20 protein-coding genes are annotated in these 18,923 nt (G+C 65.0%); 9 read left to right on the top strand and 11 right to left on the bottom strand.

What is annotated here, in order from left to right; translation table 11 throughout:
• Positions 1 to 8: 8 nt before the first annotated feature.
• Positions 9 to 920, bottom strand: a complete 912-nt coding sequence (gene ltnD, locus QDT69_RS02500; protein ID WP_279705067.1) for an L-threonate dehydrogenase — start codon at positions 918 to 920, stop codon at positions 9 to 11.
• A gap of 181 nt (positions 921 to 1,101) precedes the next feature.
• On the opposite strand from ltnD, the gene QDT69_RS02505 reads away from it, so the two are divergent.
• Both QDT69_RS02505 and QDT69_RS02510 read left to right on the top strand, forming a co-directional pair.
• A complete protein-coding gene (locus QDT69_RS02505) occupies positions 1,102 to 1,758 on the top strand; it encodes an aldolase (protein ID WP_279705068.1) in 657 nt (218 codons plus the stop codon).
• A gap of 33 nt (positions 1,759 to 1,791) precedes the next feature.
• Positions 1,792 to 2,079, top strand: a complete 288-nt coding sequence (locus QDT69_RS02510) for a hypothetical protein (RefSeq protein WP_279705069.1) — start codon at positions 1,792 to 1,794, stop codon at positions 2,077 to 2,079.
• A gap of 237 nt (positions 2,080 to 2,316) precedes the next feature.
• Here the strand turns inward: QDT69_RS02510 and QDT69_RS02515 are convergent, their stop codons facing one another.
• The 6 genes from QDT69_RS02515 to QDT69_RS02540 all read right to left on the bottom strand — a co-directional run bounded on the left by QDT69_RS02515 (position 2,317) and on the right by QDT69_RS02540 (position 7,942).
• Positions 2,317 to 3,021: an ABC transporter ATP-binding protein gene (locus QDT69_RS02515; protein ID WP_279705070.1), complete on the bottom strand. Its 705-nt coding sequence runs from the start codon at positions 3,019 to 3,021 to the stop codon at positions 2,317 to 2,319.
• Complete coding sequence (locus QDT69_RS02520; RefSeq protein WP_021076195.1) at positions 3,005 to 3,736, bottom strand: ABC transporter ATP-binding protein; 732 nt, start codon at positions 3,734 to 3,736, stop codon at positions 3,005 to 3,007. Before QDT69_RS02520 ends, QDT69_RS02515 begins: the two co-directional genes overlap by 17 nt.
• Positions 3,733 to 4,719 (bottom strand): branched-chain amino acid ABC transporter permease, encoded by a 987-nt coding sequence (locus tag QDT69_RS02525; RefSeq protein WP_279705072.1) that lies wholly within the window; start codon positions 4,717 to 4,719, stop codon positions 3,733 to 3,735. The genes QDT69_RS02520 and QDT69_RS02525 overlap by 4 nt, the downstream gene beginning before the upstream one ends.
• Positions 4,719 to 5,597 (bottom strand): branched-chain amino acid ABC transporter permease, encoded by an 879-nt coding sequence (locus tag QDT69_RS02530; protein ID WP_095733566.1) that lies wholly within the window; start codon positions 5,595 to 5,597, stop codon positions 4,719 to 4,721. The genes QDT69_RS02525 and QDT69_RS02530 overlap by 1 nt, the downstream gene beginning before the upstream one ends.
• Positions 5,598 to 5,790: 193 nt before the next feature.
• Positions 5,791 to 7,038, bottom strand: coding sequence for an ABC transporter substrate-binding protein (locus QDT69_RS02535; protein ID WP_279705073.1), 1,248 nt, complete (start codon positions 7,036 to 7,038; stop codon positions 5,791 to 5,793).
• Positions 7,039 to 7,123: 85 nt separating this feature from the next.
• The gene (locus QDT69_RS02540) at positions 7,124 to 7,942 is read right to left on the bottom strand and encodes a putative hydro-lyase (protein WP_279705074.1); all 819 of its coding nucleotides are present in this window, start codon (positions 7,940 to 7,942) and stop codon (positions 7,124 to 7,126) included.
• Between the two features lie 119 nt (positions 7,943 to 8,061).
• Between QDT69_RS02540 and QDT69_RS02545 the strand changes: the two genes are divergently transcribed.
• The 3 genes from QDT69_RS02545 to QDT69_RS02555 all read left to right on the top strand — a co-directional run bounded on the left by QDT69_RS02545 (position 8,062) and on the right by QDT69_RS02555 (position 11,315).
• Positions 8,062 to 8,979: a LysR family transcriptional regulator gene (locus QDT69_RS02545; RefSeq protein ID WP_095733565.1), complete on the top strand. Its 918-nt coding sequence runs from the start codon at positions 8,062 to 8,064 to the stop codon at positions 8,977 to 8,979.
• Between the two features lie 142 nt (positions 8,980 to 9,121).
• Positions 9,122 to 10,372 carry a Zn-dependent hydrolase gene (locus tag QDT69_RS02550; protein ID WP_279705075.1) on the top strand — a complete coding sequence of 417 codons (1,251 nt, stop codon included), beginning with the start codon at positions 9,122 to 9,124 and terminating at the stop codon, positions 10,370 to 10,372.
• A 31-nt stretch (positions 10,373 to 10,403) separates the two neighbouring features.
• Positions 10,404 to 11,315: an NAD(P)-dependent oxidoreductase gene (locus QDT69_RS02555; RefSeq protein ID WP_279705076.1), complete on the top strand. Its 912-nt coding sequence runs from the start codon at positions 10,404 to 10,406 to the stop codon at positions 11,313 to 11,315.
• A 249-nt stretch (positions 11,316 to 11,564) separates the two neighbouring features.
• On the opposite strand, the gene QDT69_RS02560 is transcribed toward QDT69_RS02555, so the two are convergent.
• A complete protein-coding gene (locus QDT69_RS02560) occupies positions 11,565 to 12,638 on the bottom strand; it encodes a tartrate dehydrogenase (protein ID WP_279705077.1) in 1,074 nt (357 codons plus the stop codon).
• A 168-nt stretch (positions 12,639 to 12,806) separates the two neighbouring features.
• Between QDT69_RS02560 and QDT69_RS02565 the strand changes: the two genes are divergently transcribed.
• Entirely contained in the window at positions 12,807 to 13,583 is a 777-nt protein-coding gene (locus QDT69_RS02565; RefSeq protein ID WP_279705078.1) for an SDR family oxidoreductase, read from the top strand.
• A gap of 132 nt (positions 13,584 to 13,715) precedes the next feature.
• Here the strand turns inward: QDT69_RS02565 and QDT69_RS02570 are convergent, their stop codons facing one another.
• The gene (locus QDT69_RS02570) at positions 13,716 to 14,567 is read right to left on the bottom strand and encodes an alpha/beta hydrolase (RefSeq protein ID WP_279705079.1); all 852 of its coding nucleotides are present in this window, start codon (positions 14,565 to 14,567) and stop codon (positions 13,716 to 13,718) included.
• Positions 14,568 to 14,655: 88 nt separating this feature from the next.
• On the opposite strand from QDT69_RS02570, the gene QDT69_RS02575 reads away from it, so the two are divergent.
• Positions 14,656 to 16,077 (top strand): amidase family protein, encoded by a 1,422-nt coding sequence (locus QDT69_RS02575; protein ID WP_279705080.1) that lies wholly within the window; start codon positions 14,656 to 14,658, stop codon positions 16,075 to 16,077.
• Between the two features lie 6 nt (positions 16,078 to 16,083).
• Here QDT69_RS02575 and QDT69_RS02580 read toward each other — a convergent pair whose 3' ends face one another.
• Both QDT69_RS02580 and QDT69_RS02585 read right to left on the bottom strand, forming a co-directional pair.
• A complete protein-coding gene (locus QDT69_RS02580; protein WP_074125527.1) occupies positions 16,084 to 16,716 on the bottom strand; it encodes a TetR/AcrR family transcriptional regulator in 633 nt (210 codons plus the stop codon).
• A 242-nt stretch (positions 16,717 to 16,958) separates the two neighbouring features.
• A complete protein-coding gene (locus tag QDT69_RS02585; RefSeq protein WP_279705081.1) occupies positions 16,959 to 17,705 on the bottom strand; it encodes an SDR family oxidoreductase in 747 nt (248 codons plus the stop codon).
• 111 nt (positions 17,706 to 17,816) lie between these two features.
• Here QDT69_RS02585 and QDT69_RS02590 point away from each other — a divergent pair, with 111 nt between their 5' ends.
• Both QDT69_RS02590 and QDT69_RS02595 read left to right on the top strand, forming a co-directional pair.
• Entirely contained in the window at positions 17,817 to 18,437 is a 621-nt protein-coding gene (locus QDT69_RS02590) for a TetR/AcrR family transcriptional regulator (RefSeq protein ID WP_279705082.1), read from the top strand.
• Between the two features lie 237 nt (positions 18,438 to 18,674).
• Positions 18,675 to 18,881 carry a ferredoxin gene (locus QDT69_RS02595; RefSeq protein WP_038387982.1) on the top strand — a complete coding sequence of 69 codons (207 nt, stop codon included), beginning with the start codon at positions 18,675 to 18,677 and terminating at the stop codon, positions 18,879 to 18,881.
• Positions 18,882 to 18,923: the final 42 nt, after the last annotated feature.

The raw sequence follows: 18,923 nt of genomic DNA on the forward strand, positions 1-18,923 counted from the left end.
AAATCCTCTTATTTCGCGCCGGGAAGCTTGGTGCCGGTGACTTGCGCATACATCCGCGCCACCGACGCATCGTCGTCGCGGCCCATGCCGGCCGCCGCGGTCATCAGGAACATCTGCAACGCCGCGGCCGACACCGGCACGGGAAAACGCGCATTGCGCGCCATGTCCTGGATGATGCCGAGGTCTTTCACGAAGATCTCCACCGCGCTGCGCGGCGCGTAGTCGCCGTCGAGCACGTGCGGCATGCGGTTCTCGAACATCCAGGAATTGCCGGCGGAGGCCGTGATCACCTCATAGACCTTGCGGATGTCGAGGCCCTGCTTGGCCGCGAAGGCGATCGCCTCCGAGGCGGCCGCAATATGTACGCCGGCCAGCAGCTGGTTGATCATCTTGAACGCGGCGCCCTGCCCGGCGGCATCGCCGAGCTCGTAGAGTTTTGCCGCCATCGCATCCAGCGCCGGCCGTGCCTTCGCGAACGCCGCAGCGCTGCCGGAGGCGAGGATCGTCAATTCACCCTGCGCCGCGCGCTGGGCACCGCCGGAGATCGGGGCATCGAGATAGTGCCGGCCGGTCGCCTCAAGCTGCTTTGCGAGACGCCGCGCGATATCGGGATCCATCGTCGCCGAGGAGATGAAGACCGCGTCCTTGGCGAGGGTCTCGGCGGCGCCGTCCTTGCCGAACAGGATGGCCTCGGTCTGCGCCGCATTGACGACGACGCTGACGACGATGTCGGCATCCTTGGCGGCCTCGGCCGGCGTTTTCGCGCCCTTGCCGCCGTCGGCCACGAAGCGCGCGACGGCATCGGCCGAGACGTCGCAGCCGGTCACTGTGAGGCCGGCGCGCTTGAGCGAGGTCGCCATGCCATATCCCATCGAGCCCAGCCCGATGACGGCGACGTGCGGTGTTGCGGAACTGGACATAAGGCGATCCCTGAAGATTTTTGGTTGTTTGAGCATTTTCGGAAAACCGGCTTTCACCCTTCCCGATCATGCGCGTTGCTGCCTGCCTATCACGGCTTGGCCGCGCTGCCAAAGCATGAGACAAAGCTGGAAACGGATGGCGGCAAAGTTGGCGCCAAGAGCGACCGGAAGAGCGAACCGGATGAGCGAAACAAAGCTTCGTGAAGACATCTGCCGCTTCGGCCGCTCGCTGTTCGAGCGCGGGCTGACGCCGGGCTCCTCGGGCAACATCAGCGTCCGGCTCGACGACGGCGGCTGGCTGGTGACGCCGACCAATGCGTCGCTCGGCTTCCTCGATCCGGCGAAAATGTCGCGGCTCGACGGCAACGGCCGTCTGGTCTCCGGCGATGCCCCGACCAAGGAAGTGCCGTTGCACACCGCGCTCTACCAGACGCGCACAAGTGCCGGCGCCGTGGTGCATCTGCACTCGACCCATTCGGTCGCGCTGTCGATGCTGCCCGAGATCGACCCGCGCGCGGTGCTGCCGGCGATGACGGCTTACTATGTGATGAAATGCGGCCAGACCGCGCTGGTACCCTACTATCGCCCCGGCGATCCCGCCGTCGCCGATGCGATCAGGGGGCTGGCCGGGAAATATTCATCGGTGCTGCTCGCCAATCACGGCCCCGTTGTCTCCGGCGACACGCTGGAGGCGGCCGTGTTCGCGACCGAGGAGCTTGAAGAGACCGCCAAACTCTATCTGCTGCTGCGCGGGCTCAACCCGCGTTATCTCTCGCCCGAACAGGTGGCGGATTTGACCAGGACATTCGGGCTCGTACTGCCGAATCACCGTCACTAGATCAAGGAAAGGTGAGATATGCGGAAGACAGTCATGATGAGGTTCACGAGTTTGGCGCTCGCTGTTCTGTTCGCCGGCCAGCTTGCCGGCTCAACCGCACGGGCCGAGCAGACTTTGCAGGACCTGCTGGCGGTGCAACTGCGCGCGCAGGGTTATGCCTGCGACAAGCCGCTCAAGGCCGAACGGGACGACAAGCTCTCGAAGCCCGACAATGAGGCCTGGACGCTGACCTGCAGCAACGCGACCTACCGCGTCAGCCGCGTGCCGGATCTTGCGGCGAAGGTCGAGAAGGTGGAAGACGGCAAGGAACAGGGCAAGTAGGCAGTGGAGGCTGGACTCGTAGCCCGCATGGGCGCAGCGATATGCGGGATCACCGCTCCCGGATGTCGCTTCCGCTCATCCGGGCTACAAGCTGGTCGCCGCAAGCACCGCCGTCATCCTGAGGTGCGAGCGAAGCGAGCCTCGAAGGATGGGCCACAAGCGCTCGCGTCCCATCCTTCGAGGCGCGCCGAAGAGGCGCGCACCTCAGGATGACGTCGGAGTTCGTGGAGATTGCCGCTAAAGCCCCAGATACGCCTTGCGCACGTCGGGATTGCCGCTGATCTCGGCCGCGGTGCCCTGCATCAGCACGCGGCCGGTTTGCAGGATGTAGGCGCGGTCGGCGATCTCGAGGCACTCGGCCATGCGCTGCTCGACGATCAGGACCGTCATGCCGGCGTCGCGGATGCGCTTCACGGCCTGGAAGATCTCATCGACGAGTTTAGGCATGATGCCCTGCGACGGCTCGTCGAGCATCAGGAGCCGCGGCCGCGTCATCAGCGCGCGGCCGATCGCAAGCATCTGCTGCTCGCCGCCGGACAGGGTCTCGGCGCGCTGCTCGAGCCGTTCGCCAAGTCGCGGGAACAGATTGAACACCAGATCGAGCGGCGCATCGCGGTCAGCCTTGCTGCGATAAAGATAGCTGCCGAGCCGCAGATTGTCGCTCACCGACAGCCGCGGAAACAGCCGCCGGTTCTCCGGCACGAAGGCGATGCCTTCAGCCGTGATAACGTGCTGCGGCTGGCCGTCGATGCGCTTGCCGTCGAAGGTGACGGTGCCGGCGCGCGGACGCTCGGCGCCGGCGATCGATTTCAAAAGCGTCGATTTGCCGGCGCCGTTGGCGCCGGCGACGCAGACGATCTCGCCCTTGGTGACGTCGATTGACACCGAGGAGATCGCAACCAGGCCCTGATAGGCGGTGGTGACTTCACGCACCGACAGCATGACGATCCCCGAGATAGGCGGAAATGACTTCCGGATTGCGGACGACCTCGGCGGGCTTGCCCTCGACCAGCACCTTGCCGAGATTGAGCACGATGGCGCGGTCGACCAGCGGCATCACGATCTCCATCACGTGCTCGACCATCAGCACGGTGACGCCGGTGGCGCGCACCTTGCGCACCAACTCGACGCCGGTCTGCGCCTCGACTGGCGTGAGGCCGGTGAGGACTTCGTCGAGCAGCAGCAATTTCGGCTCGGTCGCCAGCGCACGCGCGACTTCGAGCCGGCGCTTCTCCGACGGCACGAGGTCGGCGGCAAGCTTGTCGGCGCGCGCCGCAAGGCCGCAGAACTCCAGCACCTCATAGGCCTTCTGCCGCGCGATCCGCATCTTGGTGTTGCGGATCAGCGCGCCGACGATGACGTTGTCGATCACGGTCATGGTCTCGAAGCTCTTGACCACCTGGAACGTGCGCCCGACGCCGCGCTGACAGCGTTCCGCCGCCGGCAGCCTTGTGACGTCCTCGCCATCGAAGATGATCGAGCCCTGGGTCGGCGGCAGCACGCCCGCGATCAGGTTGAACAGCGTCGACTTGCCGGCGCCGTTCGGGCCGATCAGGCCGACGATCTCGCCGCGCCCGACCGAGATCGAGACGTCGCTGTTGGCGACGAGGCCGCCGAAGCGCTGCCAGACGCCACGCGTTTCAAGAAGCGCCGTCATCGTGCGGCCTCCTTGCGCCCGGTGAGCATGCTGAACACGCTGACCAGACCGCGCGGCAGCGCCAGCGAGATCGCGACGATCAGCGCGCCATAGACGATCAGGTCGACGCCGCGGCCGGACCCGCCGATGAACGAGCGCGTCAGCTCGGTGAGCGGGATCAGGATCACCGCACCCAGGACCGGGCCCCACAAGGTGCCGATGCCCCCGAGCACGGCAGGCAGCGCCATCAACAGCGAGAACTGGAAGCCCATCACGCTCTCAGGATCGATATAGGACACGAACTGGGCGTAGAAGCTGCCGCCTACCGCGACCAGGAAGGCCGAGACCGCGGCCGCGCCCATTTTGGAGTTGAACACGACCACCCCGAGGCTTTCGGCGGCGTCCGGATTGTCCTTCACCGCGCGCCACCAATAGCCCCATTTGGAATCCTCCAGCCACCAGGTGACGAACCAGGCGATGCAGGCCAGCGCCAGCGCAAAATAGAAGTACGGCAGCTTCGAGCGGGTGAACTGGAATTTCAGCCAGCTGTCGCCGCGCACCGGGATGTCGATGCCGAGCGCTGCGCCCGCCCAATCCCAGTTCTGGATCAAAACCAGCGCAATCTCGGCGATCACGATGGTCGCGATCACGAAGTAATGCCCGCGCAGGCGGAAGCAGGGATAGCCGAGCGCCATCGCGATCACGGCCGAGATCGCCCCGCCCGCCAGCATGCCGAACCACGGCAGCACGCCGAACTTGGTGAACAGCAGCGCGGTGGTGTAGGCACCGAGCCCGAAATACAGCGCATGGCCGAGCGAGATCTGCCCGCAATAGCCGGACAGGATGTTCCAGCTCTGCGACAGCGCCGCATACATCAGGGTCAGCACCATGATGTTCTGGACGTAGACGTCCTTGACGAACAGCGGCACCAGCGCAGCGATCACCGCGAGGCAGGCCGCCACGATCAGGTCACGCCTGCGGCGTTGGGCGAAATGGGTGTCCATCACATCGATCCGAACAGGCCGCGCGGGCGGATGAAGACGACCAGCAGATAGACGGCGTAGATGCCGACCGATTTCAGCGACGGCGGCAGGATCAGCGCGGTGGTCGCCTCCACCAGGCCGACGATGATGCCGCCGGCAAAGGCGCCGAACACGCTGCCGAAGCCGCCGAGCGCCACCGTGACATAGGCGATCAGCGCAAAGGAGGCGCCGACGTCGGGATAGATATAGAAGAAGATCGCCATGATGGCGCCGGCAAGTCCGACCAAAGCCGCGCCGAGCCCCCAGCCCAGTGCGAACACCCGGTTCTTGTCGATGCCGACGAGGGCCACCGCGCCGGCGTCCTCGCGGGTCGCTTCGAGCGCACGGCCGAAATCGGTGCGGTTGATGAAGAAGTAGAGTGCGACGAAGGCCGCGATCGACAGCATCGCGCCGATCAGCTGCGGCTCCGGCAGATAGATGCCGGCGATCGACACCGTCTTGCCGCCGAGCCAGGAGTTGGTGACGCTGCGGTAGTCGGGCGTGAAGAAGAACTGGGCGAGGCCCCGCATCACGATCGCAAGGCCGAAGGTGGAGAAGATCTGCACCATGCCGGCATTGGCCTTGGCGCGCATCGCGAAGCGGACCACCAACAGATAGACCACCGCGCCGAACACGAACAAGGCCGCGGCGACCAGTGGCGCCGCCAGCAAGGGATCGATCGCGAAGAACGCGAACAGGAAGAAGGTCGCATACATCGCGATCATCAGGAACTCGCCGTGCGCGAAATTCACAACGTCCATCAATCCGAAGATCAATGCGAGGCCCGCGGCGATCAGCCCGTAGAGCAGCCCCATCAGCAGGCCGCTCGCCAAACTCTGGATAATGGTCTCGGCTGTCACCGTTGACGCTCCATGTTCCAGGCGTTGTCGTTAGCCCCCGTCATTGCGAGGAGCGAAGCGACGAAGCAATTCATGCTTCCTTTTTGCGGAGAGATGGATTGCTTCGCTTCGCTCGCAATGACGGAACATGCGAGACTCCGTGTGATGTCTTCGGCTCTCACCGCCCTCTGCCCCCCCTCTAGCGTCCGACCGATCAGCTGTTCATCGGCCAGATCGCCTCGGAGACGGCGGCCTGTTCCGGGAAGATCGTCACGAAGTTCTTCGCGGAATATTGCAGCAGCACCGGATCGGCGAAATTGTTCTGCCCCATCTCGTCGAACTTGACGCGCCGCCACGGCATGATGGTGACGTCGCCCGGCATGTCGGTGGCGACCAGCGCCTCGCGGATCTTTTCGCCGTCGGTCGACTTGGCGCGGTTGATGGCATCAGCCATGATGATGAGGCCCATGAACTGGCGCGACGTATAGTCGTTGAAGTCCTTGCCGGACTTGGCGCGGTACATCTCGTTGATGAGACCGACCATCGGCCGCTTCTGCGCCAGGTCGAGCGAGAAGCTGCCGCGCGAGATCACGCCCTCGAGCTTGTCGCCGACCGCGTCATAGGTCGCCTTCTCCGAGAAGCCGGCGTCCTGCGCCATGATGTTCTTCGGCTTGTAGCCGAGCTCGGCCATGGTCTTGACCAAGAGGATCGCGTCCGTGGTGTAGCTCGACGGCATCAGCACGTCGGCATTAGCCGCCTTGAGCTGCTGCACCTCGGCGGTGAGCGACGGCGAGTTGGCGCGATACTTGATGTCGGCCACGATCTTGTAGCCCCGCTCGGCGGCGAGCTTGGTTTGCGCGTTCGCCGAATCGGTACCGAAGATGGTGTCCTCGTGGAACAGCGCCAGCGTCTCGATCTTCTGGCCCTTCTTCTTCATCGCATCGAAGAAGTCGAACATCGCGGCCGAGAACATCTCGTCATGCGGCGAGGCGCGGAAATAGTATTTCAGGCCGCGGCGATGCAGGCTCGGCGAGGAATTGTCGGCCGAGATGAACGGAACGCCGTAGCGCTCGCAGGTCTGGCTGACGGTGACGGCGACCGCGCTCTGATAGGTGCCGACGACGGCGCAGACCTTCTCCTGGGTGATCAGGCGCTCGGTCTCGGCGCGGCCCTTCTGCGGATCGGCCTGGTGGTCGGCGAACACCAGCTTGACCTTGGCGCCGCCGAGGCCGGACAGGCCTTCGCCCTTGGCGAGCGGCAGCGCGAAATCGTAGTTCTTGTTGATGATGTCGGCCGCGGTGTTGAAGGCATGCTGCGCGTCGACGCCGATCGCGGCACTGGAGCCGGACAGCGGATAGATCACGCCGATGGCCACTTCGCTTGTCTGTGCGCGTGCGGCCATCGGACCGAGCGCAGCGGCGGCAGTGGCACCCAGCAATACGTTACGGCGAGAGATCGTCATCGAAATTTCCCCTTCAGCTTTGTTCTTATCGATGTGACGCTTGTAGCGCGCAGTAAAGCCTCAATGAATTGCACGAATTGCCTATTCAGAGCACAGCGAGCTGCTTGTTCCTGAGATCGGTCACCAGCATCAGCCCCGGCGCATGCGTGATGGCGAACGGCAGCTTCGCAGCTGCGATCACCGATTGCGGCGTCACGCCACAGGCCCAGAACACCGGGATCTCGTCATCGGCCACCGGCACCGCATCGCCATAATCGGGCTTGGCGATATCCTTGATGCCGATCGCATGCGGATGGCCGAGATGCACCGGTGCGCCGTGCACCGACGGGAAGCGCGAGGTGATCTGCACCGCGCGGATCGCATCCGCCGGCTTGAACGGGCGCATCGACACCACCATCGGTCCCGCAAACGGCCCCGACGGCTGGCAGGCGATATTGGTCCGGTACATTGGCACACGCAGATTGCGCTCAATGTGACGGATCGGCAGCCCCTCTTCCAGCAGCGCCTCCTCGAACGAATAGGAGCAGCCGAGCACGAAGGTGACGAGATCGTCGCGCCAGTACTTTGTGATATCGGTCGGCTCGTCCGCCACCTCGCCGTCGCGCCAGACCCGGTAGCGCGGCACGTCGGTGCGGACGTCGAGGTCGGGACCGAGCGCCGGGATGCGGAAATCGCCGACCTCGGACATGCCGATGATCGGGCACGGCTTCGGATTGAGCTGGCAGAACCGGTGGAAGGCGCCGGCGAGCTGCTCCGGCAGGATCGCCAGATTGCCCTGGACGAAGCCGTTGGCGAGACCCGCGGTCGTCGCCGACGCCTCGCCGTCACGGCAGGCGCGCCGCGCTTCAGCGCTCGCCAGCACCGGTTCCCCGTGAGATCGCTGCACTGCCGCAAAAACAGTCATGGGATTCTCCTGCCCATAATCTCGACAAGGACAAGCCAACACCAAGCGTGATATAATGTCTAATCGTCCTTTCTAATCAAAATCGATAAAGCAAATTTATCGATCGGGAAAATGCTTCCATGACGGACTTCCGCTCGATCGAAACATTTCTCTGGGTCGTCAAGCTCGGCAGCTTCCGCGGTGCCGCCCAGCGGCTCAACACCACCCAGCCGGCGATCTCTCAGCGCATTGCCCAGCTCGAGCGCGAGATGGGCGTCAAGCTGCTCAACCGCGACCACCGGGTAGCCTCGCCGACGCCGAGCGGGCGGCTGATGCTGATCTATGCCGAGAAGCTGATCGGCCTGCGCTCGGAGATGATGGCCGAGGTCGGCGACCGCTCGGCGATGCGCGGCGCGCTGCGGCTCGGTGTCGCGGAGACCATCGTGCACACCTGGCTGCCGCGGCTGGTGAAGAGCGTCAACGAGATCTACCCGAACCTGTCGCTCGAGATCGAGGTCGACATCACACCCAATCTGACGCCGCGGCTGCTGGCGCAGGAGATCGAACTCGCCTTCGTGCTCGGACCGGTCTCCGCGTCCGGCGCGCACAACCATGTGCTGTGCGATTACCCGATCGGTTTCCTGGCGAGCCCGTCGCTCGGCCTCGGCTCTGGCCCGGTGGCGCGGCAGGATCTGGCGCGGTTTCCGATCATCACCTTTCCGCGCAAGACCCAGCCCTACGAGACCGTACGCGCCTTGTTCAATGCCCCCGATCTGCCGCCAATCCGGCTGCACGCCTCGACCTCGCTCGCGACCGTGATCCACATGGCCAATGAAGGGCTTGGCATCGCGGTGATCCCGTCGGCGATCGTCGAGAACGAGCTTGCTGACGGGCGCTTGCAACTGCTCGATACCGACCTCAAGCTGCCGCCCCTCACCTTCACTGCGAGCTGGCTCGCCTCCCCCGATGCGGTCGCCATCGAGCGCGTCGCCAATCTCGCCAGGCAGATCGCGCAGACCAGCGTGGCGGTTGACGGCGCGAGAGTGGCGCGTCATTGACGATTGCCGGACAATCAACCGTCATTCCGGGGCGGCTCGAAGAGCCGAACCCGGAATCTCGAGATTCTCAGATGCGCAATTGCGCATCATAGTTCGATGCTCACGCATCGCCCCCGAATGACAGCTGGAATGGACTGACGACATGAGCCGAGCCGCAACCAACCTGCAGATCGATTCCGCCCGCCTCTGGGGTACCATCCATGAAACCGCGCAGTTCGGTGCGACGCCAAAGGGCGGCGTGCGGCGGCTGACCCTCAGTGCCGAGGACAAGCAGGTGCGCGACTGGTTCCGCAAGGCCTGCGAGGACGCCGGCCTGGACGTGCATGTCGATGCGCTCGGCTCGATGTTCGGCCTGCGCAAGGGCCGGGACATGTCGAAACCGCCGATCGGCGTCGGCTCGCATCTCGACACCCAGCCGACCGGCGGCAAGTATGACGGCATCCTCGGCACCCTCGCCGGGCTCGAGCTGGTGCGCACCTTGAACGATGCGGGGATCGAGACCGAGCTGCCGATCTGCATCTGCAACTGGACCAATGAGGAAGGCTCGCGCTTTGCGCCGGCGATGATGGCCTCGGCCGCCTATGTCGGCGATTTCACCACCGACGACATCCTGTCGCGCAAGGACGCCGAAGGCGTCACGGTGGCGCAGGCGCTGGACTCGATCGGCTATCGCGGCGACGCCCCGGTCGGCCGGCAGAAATTCTCGGGCTTCGTCGAGCTGCATATCGAGCAGGGCCCGATCCTGGAGGCCGAGGGCAAGACCATCGGCGTGGTCGATTCCGGCCAGGGCGTGCTTTGGTACGACGGCAAGATCGTGGGCTTCGAGAGCCACGCAGGCTCGACCCCGATGCCGCTGCGCCGCGACGCGCTGGCGACGCTGTCGGAAATCGTGCTGGCGATGGAAAGCATCGCCAGGAAGCATGGCCCGAAGGCGGTCGGCACCATCGGCGAGGCCGTCATCGCAAGCCCCTCGCGCAACGTGATCCCCGGCGAGATCGCCTTCACGGTGGATTGCCGCAGCGCCGATGCCGCGATCATGGATGCGCTGGACCGTGACCTGCGTGCAGCCATCGTTGAGATCGCAGCAAAGCGCAAGGTCGAGGTTCAGCTTGATCTCGTCTGGCGCAAGGCGCCGACGCATTTCGATCCGAAGCTGGTCGACGCGGTCGAGAACGCGGCCGATCAGCTCGGCTATTCGCACCGCCGCATCACCTCCGGCGCCGGCCACGACGCCTGCAACCTCAACACGGTGATGCCGGCGGCGATGGTGTTCGTGCCCTGCAAGGACGGCATCAGCCATAACGAGCTGGAAGATGCCACGCAGACCGATTGCGCCGCCGGCGCCAACGTCCTGCTGCATACGGTGCTGGCGCTCGCCGGCGTCGCATCCTGATCTTCATATCTCCCCTTCGATGGAGGCTTTCGTGCGCGCAGTGTTTGTCGACGCCAATGAATCGCTCGCTGTCATCACCGAGCGCCTGGAGAAACCCGGCGATCCCAAGATGCGGATCAACCGCAACCCGGACATCAAGCCCGAGGACTATCCGGCGGTGCTCGACGGCGCCGAGATCGCGGTGGTCGATCACACCGCGTTGCCGACCGACATCGCAAAGAAGTGCGCCGGCCTGAAGCACGTCGTGTTCCTCGGCACCGGCGCGCGCAGCTACATGAACCCGGAGGAGCTCGCCGAACTCGGCATCGCCGTGCATCTGATCAAGGGCTATGGCGACACCGCGGTGGCGGAGTCCGCGATCGCGCTGATGTGGTCGTCGGCGCGGGTGATCGCGCAGATGGACCGCGAGATGCGCGCCGGCAACTGGCTGCGCGAGGACGGCATGCAGCTCACCGGCAAGACGCTTGGCCTCGTCGGCTTTGGCGGCATCGCGGCCGAGGTCGCCCGCATCGCGCTCGGCAGCGGCATGAAGGTGATCGCCTGGAACCGGTCGGCCAAGAGCCATCCGGGCGTCGAATTCGTCGATCTCGACACCGTGCTGGCGAACAGCGACGTGGTCTCGCTCCATCTGCTGCTCAACGACGAGACCCGCGGGATGATCACCCGCGAGAAGATCGCGAAGATGAAAAAGGGCGTCGTGCTGATCAACACCGCGCGCGGCGCGATCGTCGACGAGCAGGCGATGATCGATGCGCTCAATTCCGGCCACATCCGCCACGCCGGCCTCGACGTCTACAACATCGAGCCGCTGCCGAAGGATCATCCACTGACCAGGATCCCGAACGTGACGCTGTCGGCGCATTCGGCGTTCCGCACGCCGGAAGCGAGCGAGAATTTGATCCACGCAGCATGGGAGCATTGCCGACGGATCGTGAAGGGATAGTTTTCGACGTCGTCCTGGACAAGCGAGCGTAGCGAGCGCGATCCAGGACCCATTACCACCGCTCCACATTGTAGCGATGGCTGGGGCCACAGCGAGCTATGACAACAAGCCCCTGTGGTTATGGGTCCCTGCTTTCGCAGGGACGACAGGGATCGTAGGGTGGGTTAGCCGAAGGCGTAACCCACCGCTTCTGTGACCGCGGAGGCAATGGTGGGTTACGCTTCGCTAACCCACCCTACGCAGGCGACTTTAATCCACCATCTCCGCGACAGCCTTGCCGCACGCCGTGGTGTCGGCATTGCCGCCGAGATCGCGGGTGCGCAGCGTGCGTTCGCCGAGCGTGCGCTCGATCGCGCCGACGATCGCATCCGCAGCCTGCTTCTCGCCGAGATGCTCCAGCATCATCGCGCCCGACCAGATCATGCCGATCGGGTTGGCGATGCCCTGCCCTGCAATGTCGGGCGCCGAGCCGTGCACCGGCTCGAACACCGAGGGGAAATCGCCTTCCGGATTGATATTGCCCGACGGCGCGATGCCGATGGTGCCGGTGCAGGCCGGGCCGAGATCAGAGAGGATGTCCCCGAACAGGTTGGAGCCCACCACGACGTCGAACCAGTCCGGATGCAGCACGAAGTTCGCGGTGAGGATATCGATGTGGTACTTGTCCCACTTCACGCCGGGATACTTCTTGGCCATCGCCTCCACCCGCTCGTCCCAATAGGGCATGGTGATGGAGATGCCGTTCGACTTGGTCGCCGAGGTCAAATGCTTCTTCGGCCGCGACTGCGCGAGATCAAAGGCGAACTTCAGGATGCGGTCGACGCCGGTGCGGGTCATCACCGTCTGCTGGGTGACGAATTCGCGGTCAGTGTCCGGGAACATGCGGCCGCCGACCGAGGAATACTCACCCTCGGTGTTCTCGCGCACCACCCAGAAATCGATGTCGCCGGGCTTGCGGTTCGCGAGTGGCGACGGCACGCCGGGCATCAGCCGCACCGGGCGGAGGTTGACGTACTGGTCGAACTCGCGGCGGAACTTGATCAGCGAGCCCCACAGCGAGACGTGATCCGGGATCTTGGCCGGCCAGCCGACCGCGCCGAAATAGATCGCGTCATGCTTGCCGATCTTGTCCTTCCAGTCGGCCGGCATCATCTCGCCGTGCTTCTCGTAATAGTCGTAGGAGGCGAAGTCGAAATGGTCGAACTTGACGTCGACGCCGTGCTTCTTCGCCGCCGCCTCGATGACGCGCAGGCCCTCCGGCATCACTTCCTTGCCGATGCCGTCGCCGGGAATGACCGCAATCCGATATTGCTTCTTGCTCATCGAGAACACCCTTGTGATTTGCCCGGCCGGCAATGCCGCCTATCCTGATCGCCCTGCAATGGACCAAACTTCGCGCCAGCGCAACGCTGCAGTGCAGTGTTGACCGCCGCGCGGCCCTGCCCCACCAAATTCGCCGACATTCTTTCCTCTCAACCAGCGAGACATCCCATGGATCTACATCTGCGCGGCAAGCGTGTCCTGATCACCGGCGCCTCCAAGGGCATTGGCGCGGCCGCCGCCGAAGCCTTTGCCGAGGAAGGCGCCAATCTGCTGCTCGCCGCCCGCAACGGCGACCAGCTCAAGGCGCTCGCCGAGCGGCTGCGCTCCGCGCACCAGATCGATGCCGCGATCAGCGTGGTGGACCTGCGCAAATCCGAGGACCTCGCGCGTCTGGCCAGAGAGGCCGCCGACATCGACATCCTCGTCAACAATGCCGGCGACATCCCGGGCGGCTCGATCGACAAGATCGACGAGGCGACCTGGCGGCATGCCTGGGAGCTCAAGGTGTTCGGTTATGTCAATCTGACGCGCGCAATCTATGCCCAGATGAAGGCGCGCGGCGGCGGGGTGATCGTCAACGACATCGGCGCGGCCGGCGAGAAGTTCGACGCCAACTACATCTGCGGCAGCGCCGGCAATGCGGCGTTGATGTCGTTCACCCGCGCGCTCGGGGGAAAAAGCCTCGCCGACAATATCCGCGTCGTCGGAATCAATCCGGGCCCTGTTGGTACCGACCGCCACGTCACGCTGCTCAAGACCCGTGCCAAGAACCAGTTCGGCGACGAGAACCGCTACAAGGAATTCCAGAAAGGCCTGCCGCTCGGCCGCCCCGCGCATGCGCGCGAGATCGGTGACCTGATGGCGTTCCTGGCGTCCGATCGCGCGGGGTACACGTCGGGTGTGATCTACACAGTGGACGGCGGGCTGACGTCAGGGTGGGGTTAGACCCTCTCCTAGTCATTGCGAGCCACCCGGTCGGCGCGAAGCGCCGCCGGATGACAGGCTCCGCGAAGCAATCCATCTAGCCGCTTGTGGAGAGATGGATTGCTTCGTCGCTTCGCTCCTCGCAATGACGGCTTAGGTGGCCGTCCGCTCGAACAACTGCCGGATCAGCGTCGTGATCCGCCCTTGCGGCGCCAGCATCTCGTGCATGATCGAGAAATGATCGGCCCCGGCGATCTCCTCATAGGTCACCGGCAAGCCGTAGCGGGCGCGGTGGCCGGCGAAATCGGCGGTCTGCTTGCGCAGCAGCGGCAGTTCGGCGCTGCCGACCACCAGCGACAGCGGTTTTGCCGTGCCGCCCTGCTGCATCATGGGTGAATTGCGCCGCGAGGCGGCTTCGTCGAGCCGGAGCTTCTCGTTGAGGTAGGAATGCCTGATGGGCTCGAGGTCATAGATGCCCGAGATCGCCATGCCAGCCCGGACATGGGCATTCGACAGCGCCATCGATGTCAGATGGCCGCCGGCCGACCAGCCGGACACGACGACGCCGTCAGTAGCGGCACCGAGCGTGGGCAACTGGCCGGCAAGAAAATCGATGCCGGCATGAATCTCCGCGACGATGTCGTCGAGCGTCGCATCGGGCGCCAGCGTGTAGCCGATCAACGCGACATTGATGCCATGCGCCATCGGCCCCTCGGCAAAGATCGTGAACACTTCCTTGGCGCGGGTCTGCCAATAGCCGCCGTGAATGAACAGCAGCGTCGGCGCGCCGTCGCGGACTTTGAGGAAATCGATCCGGTTGCGCTCGCGCGAGCCATACCGGAGGTCGAGATAATCGGGATGCTTCTGCCGCAATGCCGCCGAGCGCTGCTCCCAGCCGGCAGCGATCTCGGCGCTGCCCTTGACGGCAACGCCGTTGTTCAAGCCGAGGTCGCGCTCCTGCTGGCTCATCGCGCGCCAGTCCAGCGCGGAAAACAACGCTGCCATCCCTGCCCCTTCGGTTCTCGTCGCATTGCCACGACGGCAGGAAATGTTCTACAGCACAAGGAAACAGCAGACATAGGAGCAACGGCGCATGGCTGATCAGGGCTTGGTGAAGGAAACGGCGTGTGCCGTCGTCGAGAAACTGAAAGCCGGCGACGTCACGCCGCTTGATCTGCTCGACGTGCTGGAACAGCGCATCGCCGAGGTCGACGGCAAGGTCAACGCGCTGCCAATCCTCTGCTTCGACCGCGCCCGCACCCACGCCAAGGCCCTGATGCAGAAACCGGCCGGCGAGCGCGGCCTGCTCGCGGGCCTTCCCGTTCCGATCAAGGACCTCACCGCCGTCTCCGGCGTGCTGACCACGCTGGGCTCGCCGATCTTCAAGGACAACGTCCCGGCGAAGTCCGACATCCTGGTCGAGCGCATCGAGCAGAACGGCGGCGTGATCTACGCCAAATCCAACACGCCGGAATTCGGCGCCGGCGCCAACACCTTCAATGAAGTGTTCGGCCCGACCCGCAATCCCTGGGACACCTCCCGCTCGGCGGCAGGCTCCTCCGGCGGCGCAGCAGCAGCATTGGCGAGCGGCACCGCGTGGCTCGCCCATGGCTCCGACATGGGCGGCAGCTTGCGCAACCCGGCGAGCTTTTGCGGCATCGTCGGCCTGCGGCCGTCGATCGGCCGCGTCGCGCAGACGCCGAAATTCGGCGTCGACCGCACGCTCGGCCAGCAGGGACCGATGGCGCGCAATGTCGAGGACCTCGCGCTGCTGCTCGACGCGATGAGCGGCGAGCACGCCGCTGATCCGCTCTCGCTGCCCGCGCTGCCGACCTCGTTCCTGTCGGCGGCGCGCGCGGGCGGTAAGCCGAAGCGCATCGCCTATTCGCCCGATTTCGGCATCACGCCTGTCGATCCCGAGGTCAAGGCCGTGACCCGCAAGGCGGCCGAGCGTTTCGCGGAAGCCGGCGCGATCGTCGAAGAGGCATCTCCCGATTTCAGCGAAGCCCATGAATGCTTCCACGTGCTGCGCGCCTTCGACTTCGCGATCACCAAGGCCGAACTGCTGCGCACCAAGCGCGATCTGCTGAAGCCCGAGGTGATCTGGAACATCGAGGAAGGATTGAAGCTCACGGTCGAGAAGCTCGAACGCGCCGAGGCGCAGCGCGTCGCTATAACGCAGCGCGCGCTCGAATTCTTCGACAAATATGACCTGCTGCTGGCACCCGCGACCATCGTGCCGCCGTTCCCGGTCGAGCACCGCTATGTCGCCGAATGCGACGGCAAGACATTCGACAACTACGTCGAATGGCTCGGCATCGTCTATGCGATCACGCTGGCCTGCTGCCCGGCGCTGTCGCTGCCCTGCGGCTTCACCGCGTCGGGCCTGCCGGTCGGCCTGCAGATGGTGGCGAGGCCCCGCGCCGAGGCGCAGCTGCTGGCCGGCGCGAAAGTGCTGGAGGATATTCTCGGCGTGCGCGGCACCACCCCGATCGATCCGCGGCCGCCGCGATAAGGCGGCCTACGCCTGGTCTTCCGTCGCCTGCAGCGCGACTGACAGTGCGAGCTTGGTCTGCTCGACGATCTCGTCCATCAGCTCCTCGCGGCTGATCTGGGCGACCTCGCCGGTGAGCAGGCCCTGCTCGGCGAGCATCACGATGCCGTGTAGTCCGGCCCAGATCTTCAGCGCCTGCCGTTCGCGCAGCAGCCCGACCGCCGGTGCCTCGAACGACTCGATCAAAAGCGCCAGCGTTTCCATCGCCGCAACGTGCAGTTCGCTGCCGACAGGCGCGCAGGCCATCGTTCGGGACGCGAACATCAGCCGGTAGATGCCGTGGCGCTCGAGCCCGAAGGCGAGCGCAGCCTGGGCAAAGCGCGACAGTTTCGAGCCCTTGCCGGGCAGCTCGATCGCCTCGCGCATGATCACGTTGAACTGCCGGAATGCTTCCGCGGTCACCGCCTCCAGCAGCGCCTCGCGGTCGGCGAAATGCCGGTACGGCGCCGGCTGCGAGACGCCGAGCTGCTTGGCCAGCGCCTTGATGCTGATCGCCTCGGGACCGCCGAGCTCGACCTCGCGCAACGCGGCCTGAATCAGGGCTTCGCGGAGGTCGCCATGGTGGTAGGTCTTGAACGGCTTACGTACGATTTGTCCCATCGAGATGCTGATCACCGGTCGGTCAGGCCATGGCGGAGACCGCCACAATAGCGACATCGGCCGCTTCGGTCACTTTCCGAACACGACATCCGCTGGGCTATTAACCGCGAAACCGGCAAGCGCGTCCATTGGAAAGTCTAGCAAATCAGTCGCGGATTCTGATTTGCTTAACGGGTTCCCTGCCTTGGCCCGGGCTGGCCAAAGGCAGGGAATGCCGCGCCACGCTGTGGCGAGCCACGTCGTCAGGCGTTGGCGCCGCCGTCGACGGTGAGACCGGCGCCATTAATCGAGCCGGCTTCGGGACCGGCAACAAACGCGACCAGGGCAGCGACGTCATCGGCCTTGCCGTAGCGTTTGATGGCCATGCGCGCGCGCTGCGCCTCGGCCTGCTCGCCATCGGCCGGGTTCATGTCGGTGTTGGTGGAGCCGGGATGGACGATATTGACCGTGATGCCGCGGCCGCCGAGGTCGCGGGCGAGGCCCTGGGTCCAGGCGATCAACGCCGACTTGCTCATCGAATAGAGGCTCATGCCGGCATCGGGCACCCGGCTGGAAAGATTGCTGCCGATGTTGATGATGCGGCCGCCCTCGCCCATATGGGCGACCGCGGCTTGCGATGCGACCACCACCGCCCGCACATTCACGGCCAGCGTGGTGTCGATATCCTCCAGCGTGACGGCGTCGATCGGGCCGCCGCCACGGAAGATGCCGGCATTGTTGACGAGGATATCTAGGCCGCCAAACGCCTTGGCGGCTGCGTTCACCGCGCCGCGCACGGCGCTCGCGTCCGCGCTATCCGCCTGCAGCGCCAGCGCGCGGCGGCCCTGTTTCCTGATCTCTGCTCCGATGGTTTCGGCGCGATCGGCCGAATGTTCATAGGTGATGGCGACGTCGGCGCCTTCGGCGGCAAGACGCCTGGCGATGGCTGCACCGATGCCGCGGCTGCCGCCGGTGACGAGGGCGCGTTTTCCTTGCAGGGACTGGGTCATGTTCAACTCATTCGTTGGGACGATATATGTAACGATCGACACAAAATTAGGAAGCTTGCACCGGAGCGTCAAGCCAATTATTTAGTGATCGACACAGAAATGGACGCACTGATGGCTGAGCGTGGCCGCCCCCGGAACTTCGACAAGGACGCCGCGCTGGCGCGCGCGATGGAGGTGTTCTGGCTGAAGGGTTACGAGGGCGCCTCGATGGCCGACCTCACCTCGGCGATGGGTATTGCCTCGCCCAGCCTGTACGCCGCCTTCGGCAGCAAGGAGGATCTGTTCCGCAAGGCGCTCGACTATTACGTTGCGAGCGAGGGTGGTCTGATCTGGGGTGCCGTGACCGAGACGCACACGGCCCATCAGGCCGTGGAAACCTTCCTCATGCAGACCGCGCGTGTCTTCACCCGCCGCTCACGCCCGCCGGGCTGCCTCGTGGTATTGTCGGCGCTGCATCCGAACGAGCATTCCGAAACCGTACGGCGCGAACTCGTGCAGCGGCGCGCGCAGGCGGTGACGGAGCTGCGCGAACGGTTGCGCCGGGGCGTCGAGCGCGGCGAGATCTCGCCCGCGGCCGATCTCGACGCGATCGCCAAATATTACATCACCGTGCAGCAGGGCATGTCGATCCAGGCGCGTGACGGTGCCACCCGCAAGCAGCTCGAACAGATCGCCGCAGCCGCCCTCGCCGCCTGGGGCCCGCTCACTGCGCCAACGCCGACGGCGCATTAGCATTAGAGGAACCGCCTCTCCCTGGAGGCATCGGCGATCGCGTCGCGCGGCCGTCGCCGGATACCCGTGACCTACCCCGAATTTTCGCTTGACGGGAAAGCGAGACAATAATGTAATATGCTATAACTTGGTGAGCCGGCCATTCAGGCCGGCCGCCCAAGCAAGCTAGAACTTGCATCGTGAAAAACGAGGAACCCGGCGCGCTTCAGCGCGCCTGAGCCGAGGGAGAGTGCTTGCATGTCCAAGCTCAAGATCCGCGTCGACCAGGACAAATGCCAGGGTCACGCCCGTTGCAAATCGCTCGCCCCCGAACTGTTCGAGCTCGACGAATACGGCAACGCCCATGAGGTCGGCGACGGGACCGTCCCGGCCGGACTCGAGGACAAGGCCTGGCTCGCGCAGACCAATTGCCCGGAAATCGCGATCGAAGTCACCGAGGAATAGCGGCCGGCAGGGGATGGCCGCGCGCCTCCCGCTCCGCCACCA

The organism is Bradyrhizobium sp. CER78 (genome assembly GCF_029846235.1).
Classification (GTDB): domain Bacteria; phylum Pseudomonadota; class Alphaproteobacteria; order Rhizobiales; family Xanthobacteraceae; genus Bradyrhizobium.

Coding starts and splice junctions, on each gene's coding strand:
- QDT69_RS02595 (WP_038387982.1), top strand. CDS start 18,675: ATGTCCAAGCTCAAGATCCGCGTCGACCAGGACAAATGCCAGGGTCAC.
- QDT69_RS02550 (WP_279705075.1), top strand. CDS start 9,122: ATGAGCCGAGCCGCAACCAACCTGCAGATCGATTCCGCCCGCCTCTGG.
- QDT69_RS02590 (WP_279705082.1), top strand. CDS start 17,817: ATGGCTGAGCGTGGCCGCCCCCGGAACTTCGACAAGGACGCCGCGCTG.
- QDT69_RS02525 (WP_279705072.1), bottom strand. CDS start 4,719: ATGGACACCCATTTCGCCCAACGCCGCAGGCGTGACCTGATCGTGGCG.
- QDT69_RS02570 (WP_279705079.1), bottom strand. CDS start 14,567: ATGGCAGCGTTGTTTTCCGCGCTGGACTGGCGCGCGATGAGCCAGCAG.
- QDT69_RS02545 (WP_095733565.1), top strand. CDS start 8,062: ATGACGGACTTCCGCTCGATCGAAACATTTCTCTGGGTCGTCAAGCTC.
- QDT69_RS02565 (WP_279705078.1), top strand. CDS start 12,807: ATGGATCTACATCTGCGCGGCAAGCGTGTCCTGATCACCGGCGCCTCC.
- QDT69_RS02535 (WP_279705073.1), bottom strand. CDS start 7,038: ATGACGATCTCTCGCCGTAACGTATTGCTGGGTGCCACTGCCGCCGCT.
- QDT69_RS02515 (WP_279705070.1), bottom strand. CDS start 3,021: ATGCTGTCGGTGCGTGAAGTCACCACCGCCTATCAGGGCCTGGTTGCG.
- QDT69_RS02540 (WP_279705074.1), bottom strand. CDS start 7,942: ATGACTGTTTTTGCGGCAGTGCAGCGATCTCACGGGGAACCGGTGCTG.
- QDT69_RS02505 (WP_279705068.1), top strand. CDS start 1,102: ATGAGCGAAACAAAGCTTCGTGAAGACATCTGCCGCTTCGGCCGCTCG.
- QDT69_RS02560 (WP_279705077.1), bottom strand. CDS start 12,638: ATGAGCAAGAAGCAATATCGGATTGCGGTCATTCCCGGCGACGGCATC.
- QDT69_RS02580 (WP_074125527.1), bottom strand. CDS start 16,716: ATGGGACAAATCGTACGTAAGCCGTTCAAGACCTACCACCATGGCGAC.
- QDT69_RS02575 (WP_279705080.1), top strand. CDS start 14,656: ATGGCTGATCAGGGCTTGGTGAAGGAAACGGCGTGTGCCGTCGTCGAG.
- QDT69_RS02520 (WP_021076195.1), bottom strand. CDS start 3,736: ATGACGGCGCTTCTTGAAACGCGTGGCGTCTGGCAGCGCTTCGGCGGC.
- ltnD (WP_279705067.1), bottom strand. CDS start 920: ATGTCCAGTTCCGCAACACCGCACGTCGCCGTCATCGGGCTGGGCTCG.
- QDT69_RS02510 (WP_279705069.1), top strand. CDS start 1,792: ATGATGAGGTTCACGAGTTTGGCGCTCGCTGTTCTGTTCGCCGGCCAG.
- QDT69_RS02585 (WP_279705081.1), bottom strand. CDS start 17,705: ATGACCCAGTCCCTGCAAGGAAAACGCGCCCTCGTCACCGGCGGCAGC.